The organism is Acidithiobacillus sp. TH-A117 (assembly GCF_057473465.1).
This window is the reverse complement of record NZ_JBYCKQ010000042.1, coordinates 32026-50696: the sequence shown is the minus strand read 5'-3', so window position 1 is coordinate 50696 and position 18671 is coordinate 32026. Positions and strand designations below refer to the sequence as shown.

The 18671-nt window shown below is 49.0% G+C and carries 22 protein-coding genes and 1 tRNA gene; 7 read left to right on the top strand and 16 right to left on the bottom strand.

Going from position 1 to position 18671, the window contains the following annotated elements; genetic code table 11:
* Nucleotides 1-206 precede the first annotated feature (206 nt).
* The 16 genes from AC2VLR_RS10620 to AC2VLR_RS10545 form a co-directional block, all read right to left on the bottom strand.
* Complete coding sequence (locus tag AC2VLR_RS10620) at nt 207-686, bottom strand: hypothetical protein (protein ID WP_486882089.1); 480 nt, start codon at nt 684-686, stop codon at nt 207-209.
* Between the two features lie 81 nt (nt 687-767).
* Nucleotides 768-1817, bottom strand: a complete 1050-nt coding sequence (locus AC2VLR_RS10615) for a glycosyltransferase family protein (RefSeq protein ID WP_486882088.1) — start codon at nt 1815-1817, stop codon at nt 768-770.
* Nucleotides 1818-1833: 16 nt separating this feature from the next.
* Complete coding sequence (locus AC2VLR_RS10610; protein ID WP_486882087.1) at nt 1834-2103, bottom strand: hypothetical protein; 270 nt, start codon at nt 2101-2103, stop codon at nt 1834-1836.
* Nucleotides 2104-2182: 79 nt separating this feature from the next.
* Nucleotides 2183-2401 (bottom strand): hypothetical protein, encoded by a 219-nt coding sequence (locus AC2VLR_RS10605; RefSeq protein WP_486882086.1) that lies wholly within the window; start codon nt 2399-2401, stop codon nt 2183-2185.
* Nucleotides 2402-2592: 191 nt separating this feature from the next.
* The gene (locus AC2VLR_RS10600) at nt 2593-2826 is read right to left on the bottom strand and encodes a hypothetical protein (protein ID WP_486882085.1); all 234 of its coding nucleotides are present in this window, start codon (nt 2824-2826) and stop codon (nt 2593-2595) included.
* A 49-nt stretch (nt 2827-2875) separates the two neighbouring features.
* Nucleotides 2876-3178: a hypothetical protein gene (locus AC2VLR_RS10595; protein WP_486882084.1), complete on the bottom strand. Its 303-nt coding sequence runs from the start codon at nt 3176-3178 to the stop codon at nt 2876-2878.
* Entirely contained in the window at nt 3175-4293 is a 1119-nt protein-coding gene (locus AC2VLR_RS10590) for a zonular occludens toxin domain-containing protein (RefSeq protein ID WP_486882083.1), read from the bottom strand. Before AC2VLR_RS10590 ends, AC2VLR_RS10595 begins: the two co-directional genes overlap by 4 nt.
* Nucleotides 4290-4586 (bottom strand): DUF2523 family protein, encoded by a 297-nt coding sequence (locus tag AC2VLR_RS10585; protein ID WP_486882082.1) that lies wholly within the window; start codon nt 4584-4586, stop codon nt 4290-4292. Before AC2VLR_RS10585 ends, AC2VLR_RS10590 begins: the two co-directional genes overlap by 4 nt.
* A 3-nt stretch (nt 4587-4589) precedes the next feature.
* Nucleotides 4590-5924, bottom strand: coding sequence for a virulence factor TspB C-terminal domain-related protein (locus AC2VLR_RS10580; RefSeq protein ID WP_486882081.1), 1335 nt, complete (start codon nt 5922-5924; stop codon nt 4590-4592).
* 59 nt (nt 5925-5983) lie between these two features.
* A complete protein-coding gene (locus AC2VLR_RS10575; RefSeq protein ID WP_486882080.1) occupies nt 5984-6691 on the bottom strand; it encodes a hypothetical protein in 708 nt (235 codons plus the stop codon).
* 51 nt (nt 6692-6742) lie between these two features.
* Complete coding sequence (locus tag AC2VLR_RS10570; RefSeq protein ID WP_486882079.1) at nt 6743-7021, bottom strand: hypothetical protein; 279 nt, start codon at nt 7019-7021, stop codon at nt 6743-6745.
* Between the two features lie 414 nt (nt 7022-7435).
* A complete protein-coding gene (locus tag AC2VLR_RS10565) occupies nt 7436-7720 on the bottom strand; it encodes a hypothetical protein (RefSeq protein ID WP_486882078.1) in 285 nt (94 codons plus the stop codon).
* Between the two features lie 146 nt (nt 7721-7866).
* On the bottom strand, nt 7867-9138 hold the full coding sequence (locus tag AC2VLR_RS10560) for a phage/plasmid replication protein, II/X family (protein WP_486882077.1): 1272 nt from the start codon (nt 9136-9138) through the stop codon (nt 7867-7869).
* A 460-nt stretch (nt 9139-9598) separates the two neighbouring features.
* Nucleotides 9599-9793 (bottom strand): hypothetical protein, encoded by a 195-nt coding sequence (locus tag AC2VLR_RS10555; RefSeq protein WP_486882076.1) that lies wholly within the window; start codon nt 9791-9793, stop codon nt 9599-9601.
* Entirely contained in the window at nt 9793-10095 is a 303-nt protein-coding gene (locus tag AC2VLR_RS10550; protein WP_486882075.1) for a hypothetical protein, read from the bottom strand. Before AC2VLR_RS10550 ends, AC2VLR_RS10555 begins: the two co-directional genes overlap by 1 nt.
* Nucleotides 10089-10505, bottom strand: coding sequence for a hypothetical protein (locus AC2VLR_RS10545; RefSeq protein ID WP_486882074.1), 417 nt, complete (start codon nt 10503-10505; stop codon nt 10089-10091). The genes AC2VLR_RS10550 and AC2VLR_RS10545 overlap by 7 nt, the downstream gene beginning before the upstream one ends.
* A gap of 50 nt (nt 10506-10555) precedes the next feature.
* Here AC2VLR_RS10545 and AC2VLR_RS10540 point away from each other — a divergent pair, with 50 nt between their 5' ends.
* The 7 genes from AC2VLR_RS10540 (at nt 10556) to AC2VLR_RS10510 (ending at nt 18607) form a co-directional block, all read left to right on the top strand.
* Nucleotides 10556-11029, top strand: a complete 474-nt coding sequence (locus AC2VLR_RS10540) for a helix-turn-helix domain-containing protein (protein ID WP_486882073.1) — start codon at nt 10556-10558, stop codon at nt 11027-11029.
* Nucleotides 11030-11100: 71 nt separating this feature from the next.
* Nucleotides 11101-11364: a hypothetical protein gene (locus AC2VLR_RS10535; RefSeq protein WP_486882072.1), complete on the top strand. Its 264-nt coding sequence runs from the start codon at nt 11101-11103 to the stop codon at nt 11362-11364.
* Nucleotides 11365-11453: 89 nt separating this feature from the next.
* Nucleotides 11454-13277, top strand: coding sequence for an autotransporter assembly complex protein TamA (locus AC2VLR_RS10530; protein WP_486882071.1), 1824 nt, complete (start codon nt 11454-11456; stop codon nt 13275-13277).
* Nucleotides 13277-16834, top strand: coding sequence for a translocation/assembly module TamB domain-containing protein (locus tag AC2VLR_RS10525; RefSeq protein ID WP_486882070.1), 3558 nt, complete (start codon nt 13277-13279; stop codon nt 16832-16834). Before AC2VLR_RS10530 ends, AC2VLR_RS10525 begins: the two co-directional genes overlap by 1 nt.
* A gap of 18 nt (nt 16835-16852) precedes the next feature.
* On the top strand, nt 16853-17965 hold the full coding sequence (locus AC2VLR_RS10520; RefSeq protein WP_486882069.1) for an NAD(P)/FAD-dependent oxidoreductase: 1113 nt from the start codon (nt 16853-16855) through the stop codon (nt 17963-17965).
* Between the two features lie 42 nt (nt 17966-18007).
* Nucleotides 18008-18433 (top strand): Fur family transcriptional regulator, encoded by a 426-nt coding sequence (locus AC2VLR_RS10515; RefSeq protein ID WP_486882068.1) that lies wholly within the window; start codon nt 18008-18010, stop codon nt 18431-18433.
* Nucleotides 18434-18531: 98 nt separating this feature from the next.
* A tRNA-Lys gene (locus AC2VLR_RS10510) sits at nt 18532-18607 on the top strand.
* Nucleotides 18608-18671 lie beyond the last annotated feature (64 nt).

Here is an 18671-nt window from a genome sequence, read left to right as displayed (position 1 = left end):
CTGCCCACGATCCGCCAGAATCATTGCCCACCATCGCCCAGAATCACCGCCCACGATCATTCAGAATGACTGCCCACGATGGGCCAGAATACGCACTACCTGCTCCGCAGGGTCGCCAATGGACGGGGTCGAGTTGGTGCAGTGGTGGACGGCTTCGCCGCCAACATGCACCCCGACCCCCAAAAAGCCCTATTGTAACCGTTACACTATCCCGTAAAGCGAGTCACAGACCTGCCCTGGTAGTGGCAGGCCGGCGAGCCAGACAAGACACGACAATCCTTGGCAGGAATAGTGACATAGACGCCGGCATTGTTCAGGGTTTGAGCAATGTACTGGACTTTGCCATCATTGATAGTGCCCATAAGGCGCAAGGTTTGGGAAGGCGGGAACTGGGCAGACGTGCCCGCAGGGTAGTGGATAGGTGCAGGTCGGGCGATGGTTTGCAAATGACTGTCCAGGCCCGTCACCATCTTCATATAGTCCTGCATGACTACATAGTTATATGACACCCATACAATGCTGACCACGCCCAGGATCAGGGCCAGAAAAAGCAAGATCACAGCCCAATGAGGGCCACGACGTTCTCGAGGCGGCAGGGTAATAATGAAGTTCTGGACATCCTTGCCTGTAGCCAGGTCAGGCAGGCGATCCAATATAATGGGTTCAATTCGGCGATCTTCTGGCATGGTGATGCCCTTCCCTGCTTTTATATCGGCTTTATAGATAGTCGATCAGGCAAGGAAAGGCAAGGTATGAATTTCATTCACTCAAATAGCGTTGGCCAAGGGTATTTTTGATGAATTTGATTCATGCAGGGGTAAACACCAAGCAGTCAGCCAGTCATTCAGGCGCTTAGATAACAGATAGTCGGTCATGATGGCTTTATGCAGTTCATGGGCCTGCACAGGGAGTAAAGCGCGGAACTGGTCAAGGGCGGTCAGGCGATAAATCCATGCAGCGGTATCGTTTTCGACACGATAGACGGGCAAATCAATATTAAAAGCTTCAACCCCATCACTGCATAGAACAGGGTAACCACAGGCACCCAGTTCAAGAATCCGCAAGGCTGATTTTGCATGGTTATAGCGGCTGACTTCCAATGGAGCCACGGCCAGGTCCAGGGCAAGGGTTGCCAGTTTTGCAGGGTAGTCAGATATAGGCACGGCGGGATGGTATTCCGCAGCCATTTTGCGCAAAGCATCAGGCACGGCGCCCAGGAATACCCAATCCATAAAGTGGCGGGTTTGCTGTACTACAGGGATCAAGAGCTTGAGATCACCGAGATGGCCCGATGATCCGGCCCAGCCAACACGCAGGTTTTTATTGTGCAACTGTTGCGATTGATGAACGGGTAAGGTCGCCCAGGGATGATCCGGTAGGGTGTTCTGGCAGGCTATGGATTCAGGGACCATAGATCCGTATTCGCGCTGGAGAAAAGCGGTAGAAGTCACCAGGCGATCACATAAGGCAGTAGCTTCTGCGAAGCGGGATAAAGCGTCATTGTGGAACCCTTTCCTAAATCGGTTTGTTTCTGGAATCTCAGAGATCAGGTCATCAATCTCCATCACAAATTTTGCTCTAGGCAACAATTCACGGTAGCGCTTCATTGCGGCAATCTGTTCGCGTTCAAGGACGCGCTGGAAAACCACCACGTCAGGGCGTAACTGGAGCAAGGTTTCATCGTCCAGGAAAAAATCCACTGCCAGGCCCTCGATCTTTCCAGCGCGAATCAGGGCATGGAGCGGGTCTATAACGCGATAGTTTCCGCAGGCGTAATGGTCGGCAGGGTGAGCCAGTACAAAGGGTTTTGAGTTCATGGGTTTTTATCTCCACTTATGGGATGAAATTAAGCGTCTTGATAACACCCGACACCTGAGATTCAGCATCTTCAAAGGATTTGAGGAGCTCCGGCTTAATCGCACGTTGTGCTATCAGCGCTGATTCGACAGCATCCGCTACTCTACTTAGTGCCGGTGATGCAGTATCGAAAAGGTCAACAAAAATGAAAGACTTACTGACACCGTTCAACCGCGAAATCCTGTCAAGTAGTGCGTTCTGCTCGACAGTTAGCGTGACGGTTATTCGTGGGCGAAGCGTTGGCATATGACACCTCCTAAGGTTCGGCAGGGTGAGCCAGTACAAAAGGCTTTGAGTTCATGGGCAGGTCTCCAATCAAACAGGGTTAATCATTTTCCAGCTTGGCAAAATCTTCATTGGTGGCCTGGTTCAGGCCGGCACAGTCTTTCCGCAACAGTTGCGATGCATTGTCCTCAACCTGGCCAGCGCGTTGGTACCAATTCCAGCGAGGCGCAGTGGCATGATAAGCGCAGCCTGACAAAGCCAGCAGGACAGCAATCAGGACAGAGGCCGTCATTAGCCAATGCAGCAGGTTAAAGTGCATCAATAGCGCCTCATGATTTTACGCCACAACCAGGACCCCGCTATCAATACAGCAACCAAGATCAGGGCCAGCAAAATCAGGTGCAGGGCTGATACATGGCGCGACTCTTTCCAGATCGCGACATAGATCAGCCCACGGATCACCGCAGAAACGACCAAGTGCAGTAGGTAATGGGTCACAGCCCTGCCCTATCAATCACAGGCAAACCGCTCGACACGAGCAAAGCGCGAACGGTAGTAGTGATGCATATGCGCTACTACTGCATACAGATGATAACGGCAGTCCCGTCTATCCGATTTAGCAGGCATATAAGGCGCTGTTGGGTAATCGTACAAATGCACCACCGGATTATAAATCCGATTCAAGCTATCACAAAGCATACCACTGGTTATAAAAAAGCGTTTACGTTGGTTTGAAGTATTCATTTTACACCTTCCTTATTAGCGGTCACTTAGTTGTAATCCGGTACTTTCTTTATACAATACTGGCGTCCAAAAAGCAAGCATTTTTCTCTTTTTTTTCTATTTTTTTATGCATTTTTCTTTGCTTATCATATTTCACCTTATGCGCTTGCGCGCGTAATGCAGGGGCCATATAACCACATCCTGCGCTCCGCTTCGGTTGCGGACGAAAACAAAAATTTGCAAGCAAATTTCCATTTTCGCCCGCTCTACTTTTGCCCTGCGGGGCTTTGCTAAAGCTTTTTTTCTGGCACATCTCTAAGTTAGTCATTTTATAGTTCCATTGTGCAGAACAAAGGACGGTATCTTTCATCATGGCAATATATTCGCAGCAGCGTGGTGCACATACTGGGCAGTCGTTGGGGGCAGGATATCATGGCGTTTTTTATGGACAGTTCCACTGGTCGGGTTTACAGATACATACCCGCCAGCGAAGTGGCAGACCTCAAGGCCATCCAGGGATTCACAGCGCGAGGCGTTCACTGTTTCTACACGGCCAGAGGCAGACTGCAGGACATAATGCTTGACACCATTGCTGGATATATCGCCGACGATCCTAAATTTTTCGCTGATCATGGGGAGACTAGAGAGTTGTGCACGTTTGAGCTTCACAGAGGCGTCATGAAATTGCTGGAGGGGGTGCTGGGACTGGAAGACTAGAGGACGGGGGGCAGCAAAAGATGCAGGGGTACCAGGAGCACCAGGGGTTAAGGGGTGCGTGTACTTGGTTTCATGGAAAGCCTTGACACTTTGGCCAAACATGTTGGAGACACGATGATAGGCAAACCATCCGAGGAAAGGGAGGAAGAGGAGCAGAGCAAGCATACCCCAAACACGGAGGGGGATATGACGCTTGACGGTATGCACTTCAGCGGATTTGTAATAAGGGAAGATTTTCTTGGGAAGCTTACGGCGCACCTTAGTAGCTTCTTTCTTCTCATGGTAGCCATTAGGATCATCGCAACAATGTTGCCAGTGAAACATGGTAGTACCATTAAGGCCAAAGGTGCGTTTAGCATGGTAGTGGGAACCAACCAGGCGACGAACATGCTTGTCTAAAAGCATGGGGTCCTGAGTCACAAAGACAAGATCAATGCCCAGGTGCCGATGGGTTTCGAGAGCCGCCACATACTCAGGAACGGGAGCACCGGGAGGGCGAGAACGGAAGATACGCTGACACTCATCAATAATAACCACAGAACCAGCAGGGCAATCCATCCACCTAGTAGGATCGTCCAGGATAGTCACAGGTAAAGTGGAAAGACCCAAGTCAGAGAAAGGAACACCAGAAGCAAAAACCTGAATAGGTTCTTTAGAACCATTCACATCACGAAAAGACTCAGCAGCACCCAAAGGGGGGCGGGCAACATAGTCATAGATGGTAAAAAGGGTTTTACCAGCACCAGGTAAACCAGTACGAAGAGTAATCATGAAGAAACCTTAGTAAAGTAGAAACGATTAGTAATAGCCAGAGAAGCTTTGATAGAAATACAAGAAAGTAAGACTTGGATGCCTTGGTAGACACCAAACATGTGAAAAAGTGTATTAGTAGAGGCAGCCATTTGAGACATATCAGAAATGGCAGTAGAAAGATTATTAGAAAGAGCAGAAAAACCAGTGTAGGAAATAAGGCCAACCCCGATAGAAAGAAGCATCTGGGGCAGAAGGTTCTTCATGAACCAAGAGGCAACAGAGGTAAGAAGTAACATAAGAAAGGCAGGCATGGATCACCTCACAATCAACAAAAGGCCGACGAGAGAAAAGACACCGATAATGACAGGACGGACATCACCAGCTAAATCACAAGCATAAGTAAAGGGGATAGAAAAGGTAGTACCATAAACAGTAAAAGTAACAGGAGAAGGACAAGTCTGAGAGGTAGTTTCGGAAATAGAAGGAATAGAACCTAAAGACTGAGTAGAAGAAGAAAAAGAGGGTAAAGAAGGCAAGGAGATAGAAGAAGGGTAAGACTGAGAAGAAGTAGGAGCAATAGAAGAACCAGTAGAAGAAGTAGGAGACGTAGAAGAACCAGAACCAGAACCATTAGAAGAAATACACTGCATAGAAGAACCAGAACCAATAGAAGAATCACCAGAAGGACAAGAATAAGTACCGTTGGCATTTTTAGTAGCAGGAGAAGAAGAAAAAGAGGAGGAAGAGCCACCAGTAGAAGGATTAGAAGAAGAGGAAATTTGATAACAGGAAACAGAACCAGAACCAGAAGTAGAAGAAGCAGAACCAGGAGGACAAGTAGGAGAACCGTTAGAAGAAACCACAGGGGCAACGGGAGTTAATTGAGAGGGAGAAGAACCGCCAGTACAAGCAGAATCGGAACCAGCATTAATAGCAGAAGAAAAAGAACCGGAAGAAGACTGACAAATACAACCATTAGTACCAGGAACAAAAGAAGAGCCAGAAGAACAAGTAGTAGTAGAAGAAGTAGAAGCAGTGGGAGCGGTAGAAGTACCAGAACCAGAAGAAGGGGTACAAGACTTACCGTTAGTCACAGTAGCGGCAGTACAAATACCAGACATACAAACAGTAACGCCACCAGAAGAAGATTCACAATCATCAGAGGGATCGCAAAAAGCATCAGAAGATTGAGGATCAACAGGCATACCAGCAGGAGGAGTGCACTTGGCAACAGGAGCAGAAGGAGCACAAACGCCAGAAGAATTAAGAGAAAAACCAGAAGGGCAGGAAGAAGAGGTAGCAGAAGTAAGAGAACAGGTAAGAATAACATCACCATAAGGCAAATTAACGCACCAATATTGAGCATTGGTAGTAACATAAGCTAGTAAACCATCAGAAGAACAGGCATCAGAAAGAGAATCGAAAACATAAGCAGGAGAACCACCGTAATTTTCACCAGTAGAATGGACCTGACAAACATAATTACCAACAGGGGAAGAAGAAACAGGGGAAAAAGAAGCATAAGAAGCAAAAGAAAAAGAAGAAAAGAAATAAAGGAAGAGCAGCGGAAGGGCGCGACGCGAGCGCCCGCGCCCTTCCCCGCTTGCTTGTACTCGTTTCAGCGAACAGTTAAAAAAAGAGATAAGCAAAGCACACCGTGAACACAATAAGGATAAAGAACCAGAGCATGTTGATTGCCTCATGTCAGTCAGGCCACAAAAGAAGTTTGACGGGAGGCCATGCCATCACCGTATGATTTGGCCCATTCATCAAGCTCATCATTGACAGCATCCACGCGACGTTTAGCCAGGCGTGCAGCATGGTAGAGCAGGTAAGATTTTGTCTTAGCATCTAGGTTTTTGGCATTCGCCAGGCCACGGATGGAGCCATAGCGTGAGAAGTGGCGATCCCAGGCGTCATAGATGGCATCAGCGCGTTCTTTAATGAGCATGTCAAAGCCCGCCTTTTTCTCGGCATCGGTCATGGTTTTTTGTTTGGGGTAATAGCGTTTCTGGATAGAAAGTTCTACTTTTTGCTTAAAGTCCAGGGTCGGATCAATGAAGCCCTGGAAAAAGTTGGTGGATTTTTCCAGGTCTTCAGTATCGAATGCAAAGGATTCTTCCCAACTATCCGGTTTTTTCCAGGGGCCACCTTCAGCAGCAACCTTAGCAGTGCGTTTTTTGAAAGCTAGAGGAAAAGCCGCTTTACGTTTTGCCGCTTTGTTTCGGATACGTTGCTTTGCTGTTTCTGAAAGGCCCACATCGAAACCAAACAGGCGGGCGATGAACCAGAAGCCAACGATAGCAGCGACGAAGAGTAAAACAGCCGTTGCCAATACGGGCAGGGCAGAAGAAAGTATCTTCTCGATTTGGTCTATTACAGCATTAGAAGCCAGTTGAAAGGGATTGACAGGCATTATGACACCTCGGCAGGTGAAGGGGGGTGAGACCCCCCAGGGTTTTGCTGCTTACACCAACATGCTCAGCATCCACTTGAAGCCGTAGATAGCGGCAGCAAGGGCCATGAGCGATACGGCAATAACCGCCACATCAGGAACAATGTCCGTAGTGATGTAGCTGGCCGCAGAGCTGGCACCAATACCGGCACCACTTGCGAAAGCTGTCATGGACAGGACAAGGGAACCCACACCACCAGCAAGGGCAGTGCGGCCAGGGGTTGCCAACTGGGCGATGCGAGCAAGGGCACGTTCGCGCAGAGAGGCGGAGACTTCGACTTGTTCAGACATAAATCACCTCATTACACAGTGTTACCAGGGGACCGCCTGGACGGGTTGCGGGGCAACGGTTGAAATAGGTTTGATAGGCCAGAGAGGTCATCTACGGCCTCTCATAAAGTTGATGATCCACTTAGCCCCAGCGGTAGCAGCAATCAGGGCCATGACCGCAGGGGCCACCGTTAAGAAGCTTTGTTCAGTGAAAGTGAAAGGGACCACATACGGCACCCAGGCAGGGCTTGAACAGGCTGCGACAATCTCAGTGCCAGAGGATTGGCCGGTTAGGACATTTTGTCCGGTAGCTGACCCAGCAGTTGCATCCGGGACCACGTAGTAAAAGGATGCAGGGCTGGAACAGGTGAGGACATAAACACCTGTTGCAGCGGATGAGGTTGTGGAGGCCGTTGTGGACATTGGTTAGGGGGTTCAGCTGGCTACGGCTTGGGGTTTGCCAGTGTTGATAGCACGGTAGTTGATGAACAGGATATTGAGGCGTCCGTTGTTTGCCTTTTCAATTTGGAAGTCCACTTCATAGTCACCAGCGGCAACCACTTCAGCCTTGTTCATCCGCATTACTTCACCCTGGAACTGACGGGCACCCTGCCCTTGATCCAAGTCATAGGGTTGAATCCAGCCATTCTTGATTTCGCCCGTGGTCTTGTTGGTCCAGGTCAAGGCGCGGGCATCATAAAAGCGACATAGTGTTTTCATTGCAAAATCTCCTAAAATTAAGGTAAAGAACCGCCATTGACACGTTTTTAAGGTGTCTGAAAAAGTGAAGCAAAATCATGGTACTGGAAACAAGATTCCCACCCATGGGAAAAGGGAGCGCTGTTAGTAGCTCCCCTTTTCGATGGCTAGGCCGCCTTAAAAACCTCTGTATGAAGGCGGTCAATATTCGCCTGCCAACTTGCGCGATGAATTTTTTCCACCAGGCGCAGGCGGTCAGAATCAGGTGTCCACAAGCGGACCTTTACAGGGTCCAATGGCAGACGAATCAAGGCGGCACCATCCTGCATCATGGCGTCAGATACACCCGCAGCATTCAGGAGTTTTCGATAGCGATAGAAAGCAGATTTGGAAGTTGAATGCTTGGCCTGGGCAAAACCCATTGCACGAATTCGGCAATAAAAATCGAATGCACGCTGAGCTTGCAGAGGCGTTTTTGAGTGCTGTATGAGGGCAGTAAACAAGGTATCGTCAGTCATGGCAGACTCCGTACTGAAAAGATGTTTGAATTCAGATTCCCATAAATCAGGTAATTGCAAGTGCTTGGATAGGTAGGTTACAGGGAAGTATATAATCGGTTGTTTTTTATTCTTTGAGTGAAGCGGAGTAATACCCAAATCCTGAAGATAAAGAGAAGCATTTTCAGCGTAAATGCCAGGCAACATATCAGAAAAGTAGGCCGGCAATAAGCCATATTTCACAGCATTGCGAGATAAAGATAAAGCTCTGACCTGCAGCTCGAAACGTGCACAAGAAGCAAATTCAAGTGCCAGTTCTTCGACTATTTCAGGAAAAGGTAGTAGGCATTTAGGAGGATGAGCTTTAAGATCCCTGCCCTTGCAGTAAATCTTACCCACTCTGTATCGGGAACCCTTGCCAATGTAAACAGTTCGCCCCGAGGGCATGGCATCACAAGACATGGGGCGGGTTTCAAGGTCATCCACCCGCTCATCAACACCCGCGCGACGCTGACCACGCTGGACACCAAGGACGGTATCAAGCCATATGTCTAGAGCCTGGAAAGTCGGGTAGTCATAGTTATAGGTAATGTCCACACGAGCAACATACCAAAGACCACCATCCGGCCAGTGGGGGAGCTTCAAGACCGTACCGAAAATGTGATCAACAAGGAGACGAGCCGACTTCAGAAGGTCGTCGGAACCCGTGATATTGTGCCCCTGGTAGACCTTGGGAGAAGCTTCTAAAGTGACGCGAGAACCAATGGACAAAGAAAACCCGTCGAACCATGAGGGAATATCCAGGCCAGTGGTAATGCACCAGTCCACAGATTGACCAGAAAAGTCTGACTTCTGGAGTTTGTGCTGTAGCCTGGTAAGCCAGGCTATAGCGTCTTCAGGGAATTGATCGGAAGGAATCGTCAGGCGAAGAGTATCAATCATCTGCGCCCCCCGACTTGTTGTAGATCAGCTTTAGCCAACGGGTACCGTATAAAAGGAGGTCCACGATAGAATGCATGATGTCATAAGCAAACAAGGCCATGAGGCAGCCCCCAAAGGCCACCCAAAAGACATATTCAAAAAGTGTAGCCATATGAGGAATCATGAGTGCACCCTCACGACCACAAGAGCCAAGATCAGGGGGGACATGCAAAAGCCCAAGCCAAACCAGAGGGCGTTCAATATCCAGAGCTTTTTAGGAGCCAAGGTCATGAGCACACCCCGCGAATATGAGAGTTGCGATTTTCAATGAAGGCGTGGAGCAAAAGCGCGGCACCTATCAAGGATATACGCAAAGCGGGCATATATTGGGGTTCACGCTGGTCAAATTCCAAAAGTTCCACCTGGTAATCCACAAGGGCATTACGGGATTCGATAGATAGGAAGGCGCGGGTTAGTTGCATCACCATTCCCCCGCCATGCCGCCCAAACGATCCAAGAGGTCACGCAAATGCCTTTCAACAAGACGTTTTTCGAACAAATTACAATACCCAGAGTTCAAGAGAGCAATTTCACGCTTAAAATGAAAATAATCGTCCAAACGCAATATATGATCTTGAAGGGTAAGGGATTCAGAAACCAAAGGGGGCTTATCCATCAGAAACACTCCCCTAGTTCAAACTCGGAGATCATAAATTCATGGCGATAGTCCGACAGATAACGATCCCAGCGAATGGCGGAATAGTTGATTCCAGTATTACGGCGGCAGGCCTCGCCATAACGAGATTCACGATTAAGACTGAAACTGGGGAGTCTGCAATCTGCGCACTCGGTATAAGCAAATGGGCGGGCCTGAGCAATGAACACTGCAGGGTAGTAAAGGCGATTGTAAAAAGCGCCAATCTTGCGAGGCAAGACGTGAAACTTGAAGCCTTTCAGAAAGGGGCTATTAATCAGCATGGGGCACCTTCCCCTACTTCAGCAAGCGAGTAAACGGATTGCGTTTTATTTTGCAAGCAAAATAAAGCCTCACCCGTTGTGACTTTGTTTTTTCTCGCTAAATGCGTATTGAAACAGTCACACTTAGTTAAAGCGCGCCGACGAACAAGCGCCAGTGAATTGTAACGATGCATATGATCCATGCGGTTATAAATGCGGGCGCGAGTATGACGCGCACCGAGATAAGGCGCGGTCATCAAAGAAATCAGGGCAGGATGCGGGGTAAGGGTCCGACGATTGCCAGGGAAAGACGGAGCAGCAAAGGGGACGGGGTAGTGGTAGATGTTCGCTAAGGTTTGAGAAACCGGCAGGCGGAACTTGCAGACGCCACGCGGATGCTTATTTGATGCTAACGGTATGTGTTTAATCATTTTTTTTACTCCTGTAAAAAGGGAACCCCTGGGGAGTTCCAAACCCGGTCATGACCCGGGACCGCTACAAAGAGGGTATGACGTTAGATAAACGTCATACGTTGAGAACATATGACATTAGTCATACGGCTGTCAATAGTCTAAAGTCATATGAAATAGGAGGTGTGCCAATGGAAACTAGAGAATTGATAGATCAAGCAGCATTCAGGCAAGGATTAAGCCACGCAAAACTAGCGAAACAGGTAAACATAACGCCAGCATCGCTTTCAAACCTAAGAACAGGCAAAGGCGAGCTGTCAGACGATGTTTACATCAAACTAGCCAAGCTGGCAGGCATCGACCCAGCACAAGTGCTGATCGAAAAGCACTTGAAGAAAGCTGGACCAGAGGCGGCCCCATTGTGGCAGAGGATCAGCCAGGTAATGCATAAAAGCGCGGGGATGATGGTGTTTGCAGTCGTAGTCACCCCTGCACTACTGCCACATTTTGATAAGTTTTTTAACGGGTTATGTTTATTATGTTAAATTACGAAATGAACTTCCCTCATCCGCCATGGTCACATTTCTTAGGTTAAGAATCTCTACGAGGGGGCGATATGATATACAGTACATTTTCAGGTAACCGGACAGCACCTTGGTGGGTGCGCTTGCTCACCATCATGGTGGGCATGGTTTTGCTGGTTGGGTTGTTCTTTTTTGCGATTTTCGCCTTTATTGCGGTGGCCATTCTGGGCGCCAGTGGAATGCTTTTCCTCTGGTGGCAAAAACGCAAGATTCGAAAAAGTTCCAGTCAAGACTTCATTGTCACGCAATATCGTGAAGTCCATCGCAGCGTGCCACCTGGCGACAAGGGACTATAAACTCTTCCTTGGAACCCTGATCCCTGCCCCCTGCTTTTACTGAAAATCGTGTTAGAATCTCCAGCAGCGAAACAGCTTGAGCTTGGGAGTTGCAGGGGGATCTTCTGAACAATAAACCTGAAAATACAGATGGTTACTGCATTATAAGCTGTCGCAATCCGATCCGCTTATTGAGTGCCGGTATCTTGATATTAGGCTTTTATTCGTTCTCTGCTGTGGCGGAAGATCTACACTTTGCTTTTGATGGCGTTCCACCCGCTTTATTGGAGAAACTGCGTAAAGCCTTTCCCCCCGTCAATGTAGCTGACAAGGCCAACCGCCTTGATGAAACCGAGTTGGCTGCCGGCCTGCGCCTTAAAGATGCCATGCAAGCGTATGGTTACTATGATGCAAAATGGAAAGTCAGCACCGAAAAATCCGGCAAGAAACAGGATTTGCTGCGTTTTTCCATAATACCCGGTCAGCCGATACGTGTGCGCAAAATAGATCTTCAGAAAACCGGGGCCGGGAGTAATATACCTGTCATTACCCGTCTTTTTAATCAGTTTCCATTAAAAGATGGAGCCGTTCTTGATCAGCTTGATTATGAAGAATGGAAAGGCAAAGCTATAGCCGTTTTAAATAAACAAGGATATGCCAAAGCTGAATATACCCGTCACGAGATTCTGATTGATAAAAAAGCATTCTGGTCAGAAATTTATCTGTGGCTGAATACCGGCCCGCGTTTTCGTTTTGGGTCGATTACGGTACATGGTGCCGTGCATTATCCACGATGGTTTGTTGAACGTTATGTGTCTTTCAAACCCGGCGACTGGTATGCGCCTGCGGCATTGGCTGTTACCCAGAGCAATCTTCGCAATGCAGATCGTTTTTCGGATATTTCTGTGCATGGGGATATCCGTGCAGAAAAAAATAATACCGTACCCGTCATTATCAATCTGAAAAGCATGCCTGCCCAACATATCAAGGTTGGTGCTGGTTACAGCACGGATATAGGCCCCAATGCGGCGTTAATTTATGATAATTACAATGCTTTTGACCAGGCTCAGCATGTGCGCGTTTCTATTTTGGCTGCCCAGTTGAATAAAAACGCCAGTATCTTATACAAATGGCCTATCGGTAAGAATATCGGTTCAGAGTATGTTGCACAAGCCAGCTACCAGAATCAAACACTCTCGGCCTATGATAGTAATGAAATCTTGGCCAGTGCCGGTCGTCAATGGACTTTACGGGATGACAATAATCGTAATCGCAGCAGTACACTGGAAGCTTTGCTCAATTTTGAGCAAGCGAATTATACTGTAGCCGGCGAAGTAAATAACAGTTTTTATATTTATCCGTCTTTGCAATATACAGTCCAGGATTTTCGCAACATATTGCGGCCAATTTCCGGTTATTCACTGACTGCACGCACTGAAGGGGCCAGTAAAATATGGGGCAGCAGTGCCGATTTTGTTCGCTTCAGCGCGCGTGGTACCTGGCGAATCCGCCTGTCCAGGCAATGGGTGCTGGGTACCAGGGCTAAACTGGGAGCGATGTGGTTAAACGGTCCGATCACGGCGTTACCGCCAAACTTACGGTTTTTTGCGGGGGGACAAAACAGTCTTCCTGGATATGCCTATCAATCACAGGGTCCTCTGGATAGCGATGGCGCTGTGGAAGGTGGCCGTCTGCTGGCTGTTGCCGGCGTGAATATCCAACGTTTTGTGAGTAGAAACTGGGCGGTTGTGGCTTTTTATGATGCCGGCAATGCTTTTAACAGCTTTTCCAATGTTCGCCTGCTCCAGGATGTGGGACTGGGTTTTCGCTGGTATTCCCCGGTAGGACCAATCCGCTTTGATCTGGCTCATCCGCTGGTAAATCCGCAAGCGCCAGCGGTACGGATTGCCTTTTCGGTGGGATTCAGTCTGTGATGCGCCTGCGTCATGGAGTTTTTTTGCTGTTAATAGTGGTCTTGGGGACTGTATTTGGTGCTTTATTCTGGTTACTGGACAGCAATGATGGTGCCCGCTGGTTGTTGGCCCGGATTCCACATTTACAGGTAGAGAGAGTCAGCGGAACTCTTGCAGAAGGTCTGGAAATCCATCATCTACAATGGTCCAATGGCTCCACGCACTTTTACGCCCATAAATTGCAATGGGATTTGCATGCCAGCCATTTGTTATGGGGAGAATTGGATCTCGAGAATCTGAAAATCATCGATAGTCAACTGCATTTGCCAACTGCCTCCAAACAACCCAGCAGCCTGAATCTTGAATGGCCAGCATTGCCCTTGTGGACCCGATTTATTGCTATTCGTCTCAGCTCGCTATCTCTCCAAAAAATGCATGTCTGGCAAGGCCAAAAATCATCCTTCATACTCACTCAGGCGACATCGAAAAGCCTTGCCTGGCAACATGGTAATCTTCATATCCAGCAGTTGCAGGCCGGTACTCCCGAAGGACAGCTTCATTTTTCGGCACAAATAGGCATGGAGAAGCGAAGTATCAAAACGGAGGGAATGTGGATACCAACCGCCGCTGCCGGAAAAAAGACACAGCTGCAATGGCATATTCTCTGGCATGGTATGAATAAAAATGCCTTTGGAGGTCCTGTTCGGCTGCAATGGACTCAGAATCATGCAACCAGCATTCTGCGCTGTGAGACACGCATCGAAGCTCACCAGATTACCTTGAATGCCATGACCATTCAAAATCCGGCTTTAAGCAAGATCGCCAAAGCACATTGGATAATCAATCTTCCCGATAATACAGCGGGTAATTTTACGGTGAATGGAAAATTGGAGCAGCTGCTGATCAAGGATCTTCCTTCATCCTTACCTATGGGTGCCCTCTCACTGGGCATTCGTCTGCAGGGTAATTCCCGGCAATATCAAGGTGTTTTGTCTGCGCAAGGCTCAGCAAAATTTGGTGGTATTGAAGGTCATTTAAAAGGCAGCAATCGCGAATTAGCCTACAATTACCAGGGGAATATCCTTGGCGCCAGGCTGTTACCGGCCCAGTTGCAGGTTCAGTGGCAACCCCGGGTCAAGGTTAAGGGTGATTTCCGCATCCGGGCACTGCCCGTCAAAAGTATAGCCCAGCAGATACCGGGGCAATTGTCCGGCGATCTGGCAATTAATGCGACTCAGGAGGGGAAAATTACACGCGGTCACTTGCAATTGACGCTGTTGCCCAGCCAGATTTATCAAAAAAATTTGCAAGGTAAGGCCGAAGTGCAATTTTCAGGAAATCAGTGGAATTTGCAAAACGCCGATTTTCGTGGCCCGGGTGTTCAAGTGACTGCTTCCGGAAACTTGCAGCAGCGATTGTCCTTTATCGTACATGTTGCCGATTGGCAGGGATTATTGCCGGGTGCTCGTGGCTCTACGGATATGGAAGGTTGGCTCGCACAAAACCGGCAGGCCTGGCTGGGTCGAATCCAAGCGCATGCGCAAGGACTCGCCTATTCTGGTATTACCATCCATAGTCTGAAAACCCTTGCTACCCTGCAAGCAGGAAATCAACTGCAAGCCCGTTTAGATATACAAGGTGTGGAATATGGAAAACATCAGGGTAATCTGCAGGCAGAGGCTCGGGGCCCACTCACTGGACTTAAATTGGGTATCCATGCCCAGGCTGATGGTAGTCATTTATTGCTGACTGGACTGTTGAAGCAATCCCCGGTGGCGTGGCGCCTGCGCCTGGAACAAACGCATCTACAGAGTGCGCAATGGGGAGACTGGCAACTGGAAAATCCCGCCAGCTTATCCTGGAGTGCTGGTGCCATGCGCATAAGTCCGCTAATAGTTCAGGATAAACGTGGCTCTAAAATCAGCGCGCAAGGGTTATACAATCCAGCCTCTAACCTGGCGGATTTGAATCTGGATATTTTTTCTCTGCCGCTGGATTTACATGACCATACGGATGAAATGTCGCTGGAAGGTTATGTAAATGCGCAGGTAAAAGCCCAATGTCACGGCGTTTGTCATGCTGATGGGCACTGGGATTTTCAGAAAACCCAATTACATTGGCTGGCAGATGCAGAGCATCAATCGGCAGATTTGCAGCAGTTCAGCGGTCAATTACAGTGGCAGCCCCACAATCTGACGGTTCATGCTGATCTCAAGCTGCCTCAAAACTGGGGATCTGCACAGCTACATCTGTTCAGCCCCATCACCCTTGCCCTGCCCTGGCGCTGGAATCAGCAAGCCCCCTTGCAAGGCACGCTCAAAACCGAACTGGGCAGCCCTTTTTTTGCCGCCCTGCCCGTTGGTACCCTGAAAATGCGAGCGCAGGGTCAGGGATATGTTGATGGAGAGGTTTCCGGCACCTGGGCTGAGCCCAAATGGCATGGCTCTGCGCAACTGGAGGGATTGGGTTTGTATGTGCCCCAAGCCGGACTGGATCTACAGAAAGTCGGTGCCAAAATAGTAGCTAACGGTCAGGAAATGCAAATTACCGATCTACATGCCACATCCGGTACAGGGCAGATTTCCGGCACGGGTATGATTCATCTTCAACCACAGACCCGTTTTGCCATGCAAATTACCGGACATGCATTCACTGCACTGAATCTTCCGCAGGTACAGGCGGCGGTCAGCCCTGATTTGCAGATTGATGGGTCTCTACAGAAAATTCATATTGGCGGGGTGATTCATACTAATCGCTTACGCATTCTGGGTACTGACTTTAATGGGCCCAAACCTTCCAGTGATGTGGTTTTTGTCAAAAACATCAAAAAAAATCATGCCGGTCCGGCGTTGGGCGTAAATTTGAAGGTCACCCTGGGGAATGACGCAAAAGTCCTGATTAGTGGTTTACGCGCCAATCTGGTCGGCAGTCTGGATGTGCTTATGCATGATGGAAACACTCCTGATGTGCAAGGCATTTTGCGTATGGTGGATGGTCATTATGATATTTACGGGCACAGTCTGGATTTTGAAAGGGGTTCCATTAATTTTCATGGAGAGGCCAGTCAGGCCAATCTGGATGTGCTGGCCGTCAGAACCATCAAAAATTCGGATAGTTTTGCCGTAGATAACACTCCCGTAAAAGCCGGGGTTCAGGTTACGGGAACGCTGCAAGTTCCCCAGGTGAATCTCTATTCCAGCCCTTCCATGTCCCAGGCGGATATTTTATCCTATCTGGTGCTGGGCACCCCCTCCAGCAGCCTGAATAATCAGGACGAATTACTTTCCGCAGCAGCAGGAACCCTCTTTTCCGCCAGCCGCGCGGCACTTTTCGGCAATAGTCTGAGCAATTCGAGTATTGATGTAGGTGTCACCTCTAATGGCCAACAGGGTTTATCCGGCGCCATGGTTACTTTGGGCCATTACCTGACGCCCGATTTATATCTCAGCGTTGGTCAATCAGTGATGGGTGACGGTACCGTTGCCCGGCTGCGTTATCGGGTCAGTAAACATATTGAATTGCAAACAGAAAGCGGTACCCAAAATGGGGCCAATATATTTTACCGGATTGATTTTTAAGCGTTACGGAATGCATACGTGCTAAAAAAGCAAAACAGCATCATCCTGGTCGGAGCTGGCGTCATGGGCTTACTTGCCGCCATGCGACTGGCCGAGGCCGGTTTCGAGGTCCGCATTGTGGACCGGGGACAAGCCGGCCAGGAGGCCTCCTGGGCAGGCGGAGGTATTCTCAGCCCCCTTTATCCCTGGCTTTACCCCCCGGAGTTACTGCGTCTTTCGTTTTACAGCATGGGGTTGCACCAGGCACTCGCCGGGGAGCTCGAATCGCTGACCGGCATCGATCCTCAGTGGAGGCAGTCTGGACTGCGTATCATGGAAGGGGAACATGAAAACATTCCAGATGAAATCCTCCGCTGGGCGCAACAATGGCAGCTGAATTGGCTGCTGCAGGATCAACGGGACATCGAGGAGCGGTCACTCTGGTGCCCTGAGGTCGCCCAGGTCCGTAATCCTCGTTTATTATCTGCCCTTATGGCCCGTTGTCGTCAATTGGGTGTTACCATCACCGAACATACTGAGGTCACCGGCTTCAGAAAGCTGCAAGGACGGTTCTGCGGATTGGAAACAACCCTGGGGTTTATGTCCTCCGACTTCGCTATCGTCACTGCGGGCGCGTGGACGGGTAAATTGCTGGACAATGTCGGTCTTCATCTGGAGATTTATCCAGTACGCGGGCAAATGCTCTTGTTACAAGGCCAAGCGGGTATGCTCCAATCGATGTTGATGCGCGATCATCATTACCTGGTTCCCCGTCAGGACGGCTTGATTCTGGCGGGCAGCACCAGTGAAAACGTGCAATTTGATAAATCGGTCACTCCTGAAGCACGGCAAACACTCTGGGATTTTGCCCATGATTATCTGCCTGAGCTGAGCAGTAATCATATCATCAGGCAATGGTCAGGGCTGCGTCCCGGAAGTCATGAAAGTGTGCCTTATATCGGCCCTCTTCCCGGTTGGGAAGGATTGTACGTGGCTGCGGGGCATTTTCGTTACGGCCTCACCAATGCTCCGGCAACGGCAGAAATACTCGTGTCTATGCTCACGGATAAAAACCCGCCCGTGGAGACTATGCCTTATTTGCCGGCCACGCATCTTCGAAAAAAACCAACTCTTCCCCTGAGGGTTAGTTAGCGCTACAATTATAACTTGTTTAGAATTAAAGTGAGGCCATCCATGGATCATCAGGATTGGAACAAACAGCGGGTTTTGGAAATTTTGCGGGATGCAGGTGTTAACCCCACCAGCCAGCGTGTGGAGATAGGTTACGCCCTCTTCTCTTCTTGCGCCCACCTGTCTGCGGAAGAAATCATGCAACGTGTGAATGCCGATTATCCTGTGGTTTCCAAGGCTACGGTTTATAACACCCTTGGCTTGTTTGCCGACCATTCACTGGTGCGTGAAGTCATTGTCGAACCAGGCAAGGTTTTTTACGACCCGAACGTATCTCTGCATCATCATTTTTATCATGTGGATACCGGGCAATTACAGGACATCCCGGCCAGCGCTTTGCAAATCAGCAAGCTGCCGGATATTCCGGCGGAAACAGAAGTGGAAAATGTCGAGGTTGTCATCCGCCTGCGGCAGAAAGTCACTCATTAAACCGTTGGCCACACTGCCTGGGAAGGCAAACACAATTTCTGTAGATTACAGCTCAGCTCTTGCCTTCCCGATCTAAATCCTTATAATGCGTTGTTCTTGGGTTGTTAGCTCAGTTGGTAGAGCAGCTGACTCTTAATCAGCGGGTCGTGGGTTCGATCCCCTCACAACCCACCATATAATCAAGCTGTACCTGTAGTTCGTGGTTTAGAAAAAATCCTATCCCGATCCGATAGATGCA

What these genes read in the sequence shown, in the direction of transcription:
- AC2VLR_RS10620 (WP_486882089.1), bottom strand. Translation starts at nt 686, where the DNA reads ATGCCAGAAGATCGCCGAATTGAACCCATTATATTGGATCGCCTGCCT.
- AC2VLR_RS10615 (WP_486882088.1), bottom strand. Translation starts at nt 1,817, where the DNA reads ATGAACTCAAAACCCTTTGTACTGGCTCACCCTGCCGACCATTACGCC.
- AC2VLR_RS10610 (WP_486882087.1), bottom strand. Translation starts at nt 2,103, where the DNA reads ATGCCAACGCTTCGCCCACGAATAACCGTCACGCTAACTGTCGAGCAG.
- AC2VLR_RS10605 (WP_486882086.1), bottom strand. Translation starts at nt 2,401, where the DNA reads ATGCACTTTAACCTGCTGCATTGGCTAATGACGGCCTCTGTCCTGATT.
- AC2VLR_RS10600 (WP_486882085.1), bottom strand. Translation starts at nt 2,826, where the DNA reads ATGAATACTTCAAACCAACGTAAACGCTTTTTTATAACCAGTGGTATG.
- AC2VLR_RS10595 (WP_486882084.1), bottom strand. Translation starts at nt 3,178, where the DNA reads ATGATGAAAGATACCGTCCTTTGTTCTGCACAATGGAACTATAAAATG.
- AC2VLR_RS10590 (WP_486882083.1), bottom strand. Translation starts at nt 4,293, where the DNA reads ATGATTACTCTTCGTACTGGTTTACCTGGTGCTGGTAAAACCCTTTTT.
- AC2VLR_RS10585 (WP_486882082.1), bottom strand. Translation starts at nt 4,586, where the DNA reads ATGCCTGCCTTTCTTATGTTACTTCTTACCTCTGTTGCCTCTTGGTTC.
- AC2VLR_RS10575 (WP_486882080.1), bottom strand. Translation starts at nt 6,691, where the DNA reads ATGCCTGTCAATCCCTTTCAACTGGCTTCTAATGCTGTAATAGACCAA.
- AC2VLR_RS10570 (WP_486882079.1), bottom strand. Translation starts at nt 7,021, where the DNA reads ATGTCTGAACAAGTCGAAGTCTCCGCCTCTCTGCGCGAACGTGCCCTT.
- AC2VLR_RS10565 (WP_486882078.1), bottom strand. Translation starts at nt 7,720, where the DNA reads ATGAAAACACTATGTCGCTTTTATGATGCCCGCGCCTTGACCTGGACC.
- AC2VLR_RS10560 (WP_486882077.1), bottom strand. Translation starts at nt 9,138, where the DNA reads ATGATTGATACTCTTCGCCTGACGATTCCTTCCGATCAATTCCCTGAA.
- AC2VLR_RS10555 (WP_486882076.1), bottom strand. Translation starts at nt 9,793, where the DNA reads ATGGATAAGCCCCCTTTGGTTTCTGAATCCCTTACCCTTCAAGATCAT.
- AC2VLR_RS10550 (WP_486882075.1), bottom strand. Translation starts at nt 10,095, where the DNA reads ATGCTGATTAATAGCCCCTTTCTGAAAGGCTTCAAGTTTCACGTCTTG.
- AC2VLR_RS10545 (WP_486882074.1), bottom strand. Translation starts at nt 10,505, where the DNA reads ATGATTAAACACATACCGTTAGCATCAAATAAGCATCCGCGTGGCGTC.
- AC2VLR_RS10540 (WP_486882073.1), top strand. Translation starts at nt 10,556, where the DNA reads ATGACCCGGGACCGCTACAAAGAGGGTATGACGTTAGATAAACGTCAT.
- AC2VLR_RS10535 (WP_486882072.1), top strand. Translation starts at nt 11,101, where the DNA reads ATGATATACAGTACATTTTCAGGTAACCGGACAGCACCTTGGTGGGTG.
- AC2VLR_RS10525 (WP_486882070.1), top strand. Translation starts at nt 13,277, where the DNA reads ATGCGCCTGCGTCATGGAGTTTTTTTGCTGTTAATAGTGGTCTTGGGG.
- AC2VLR_RS10515 (WP_486882068.1), top strand. Translation starts at nt 18,008, where the DNA reads ATGGATCATCAGGATTGGAACAAACAGCGGGTTTTGGAAATTTTGCGG.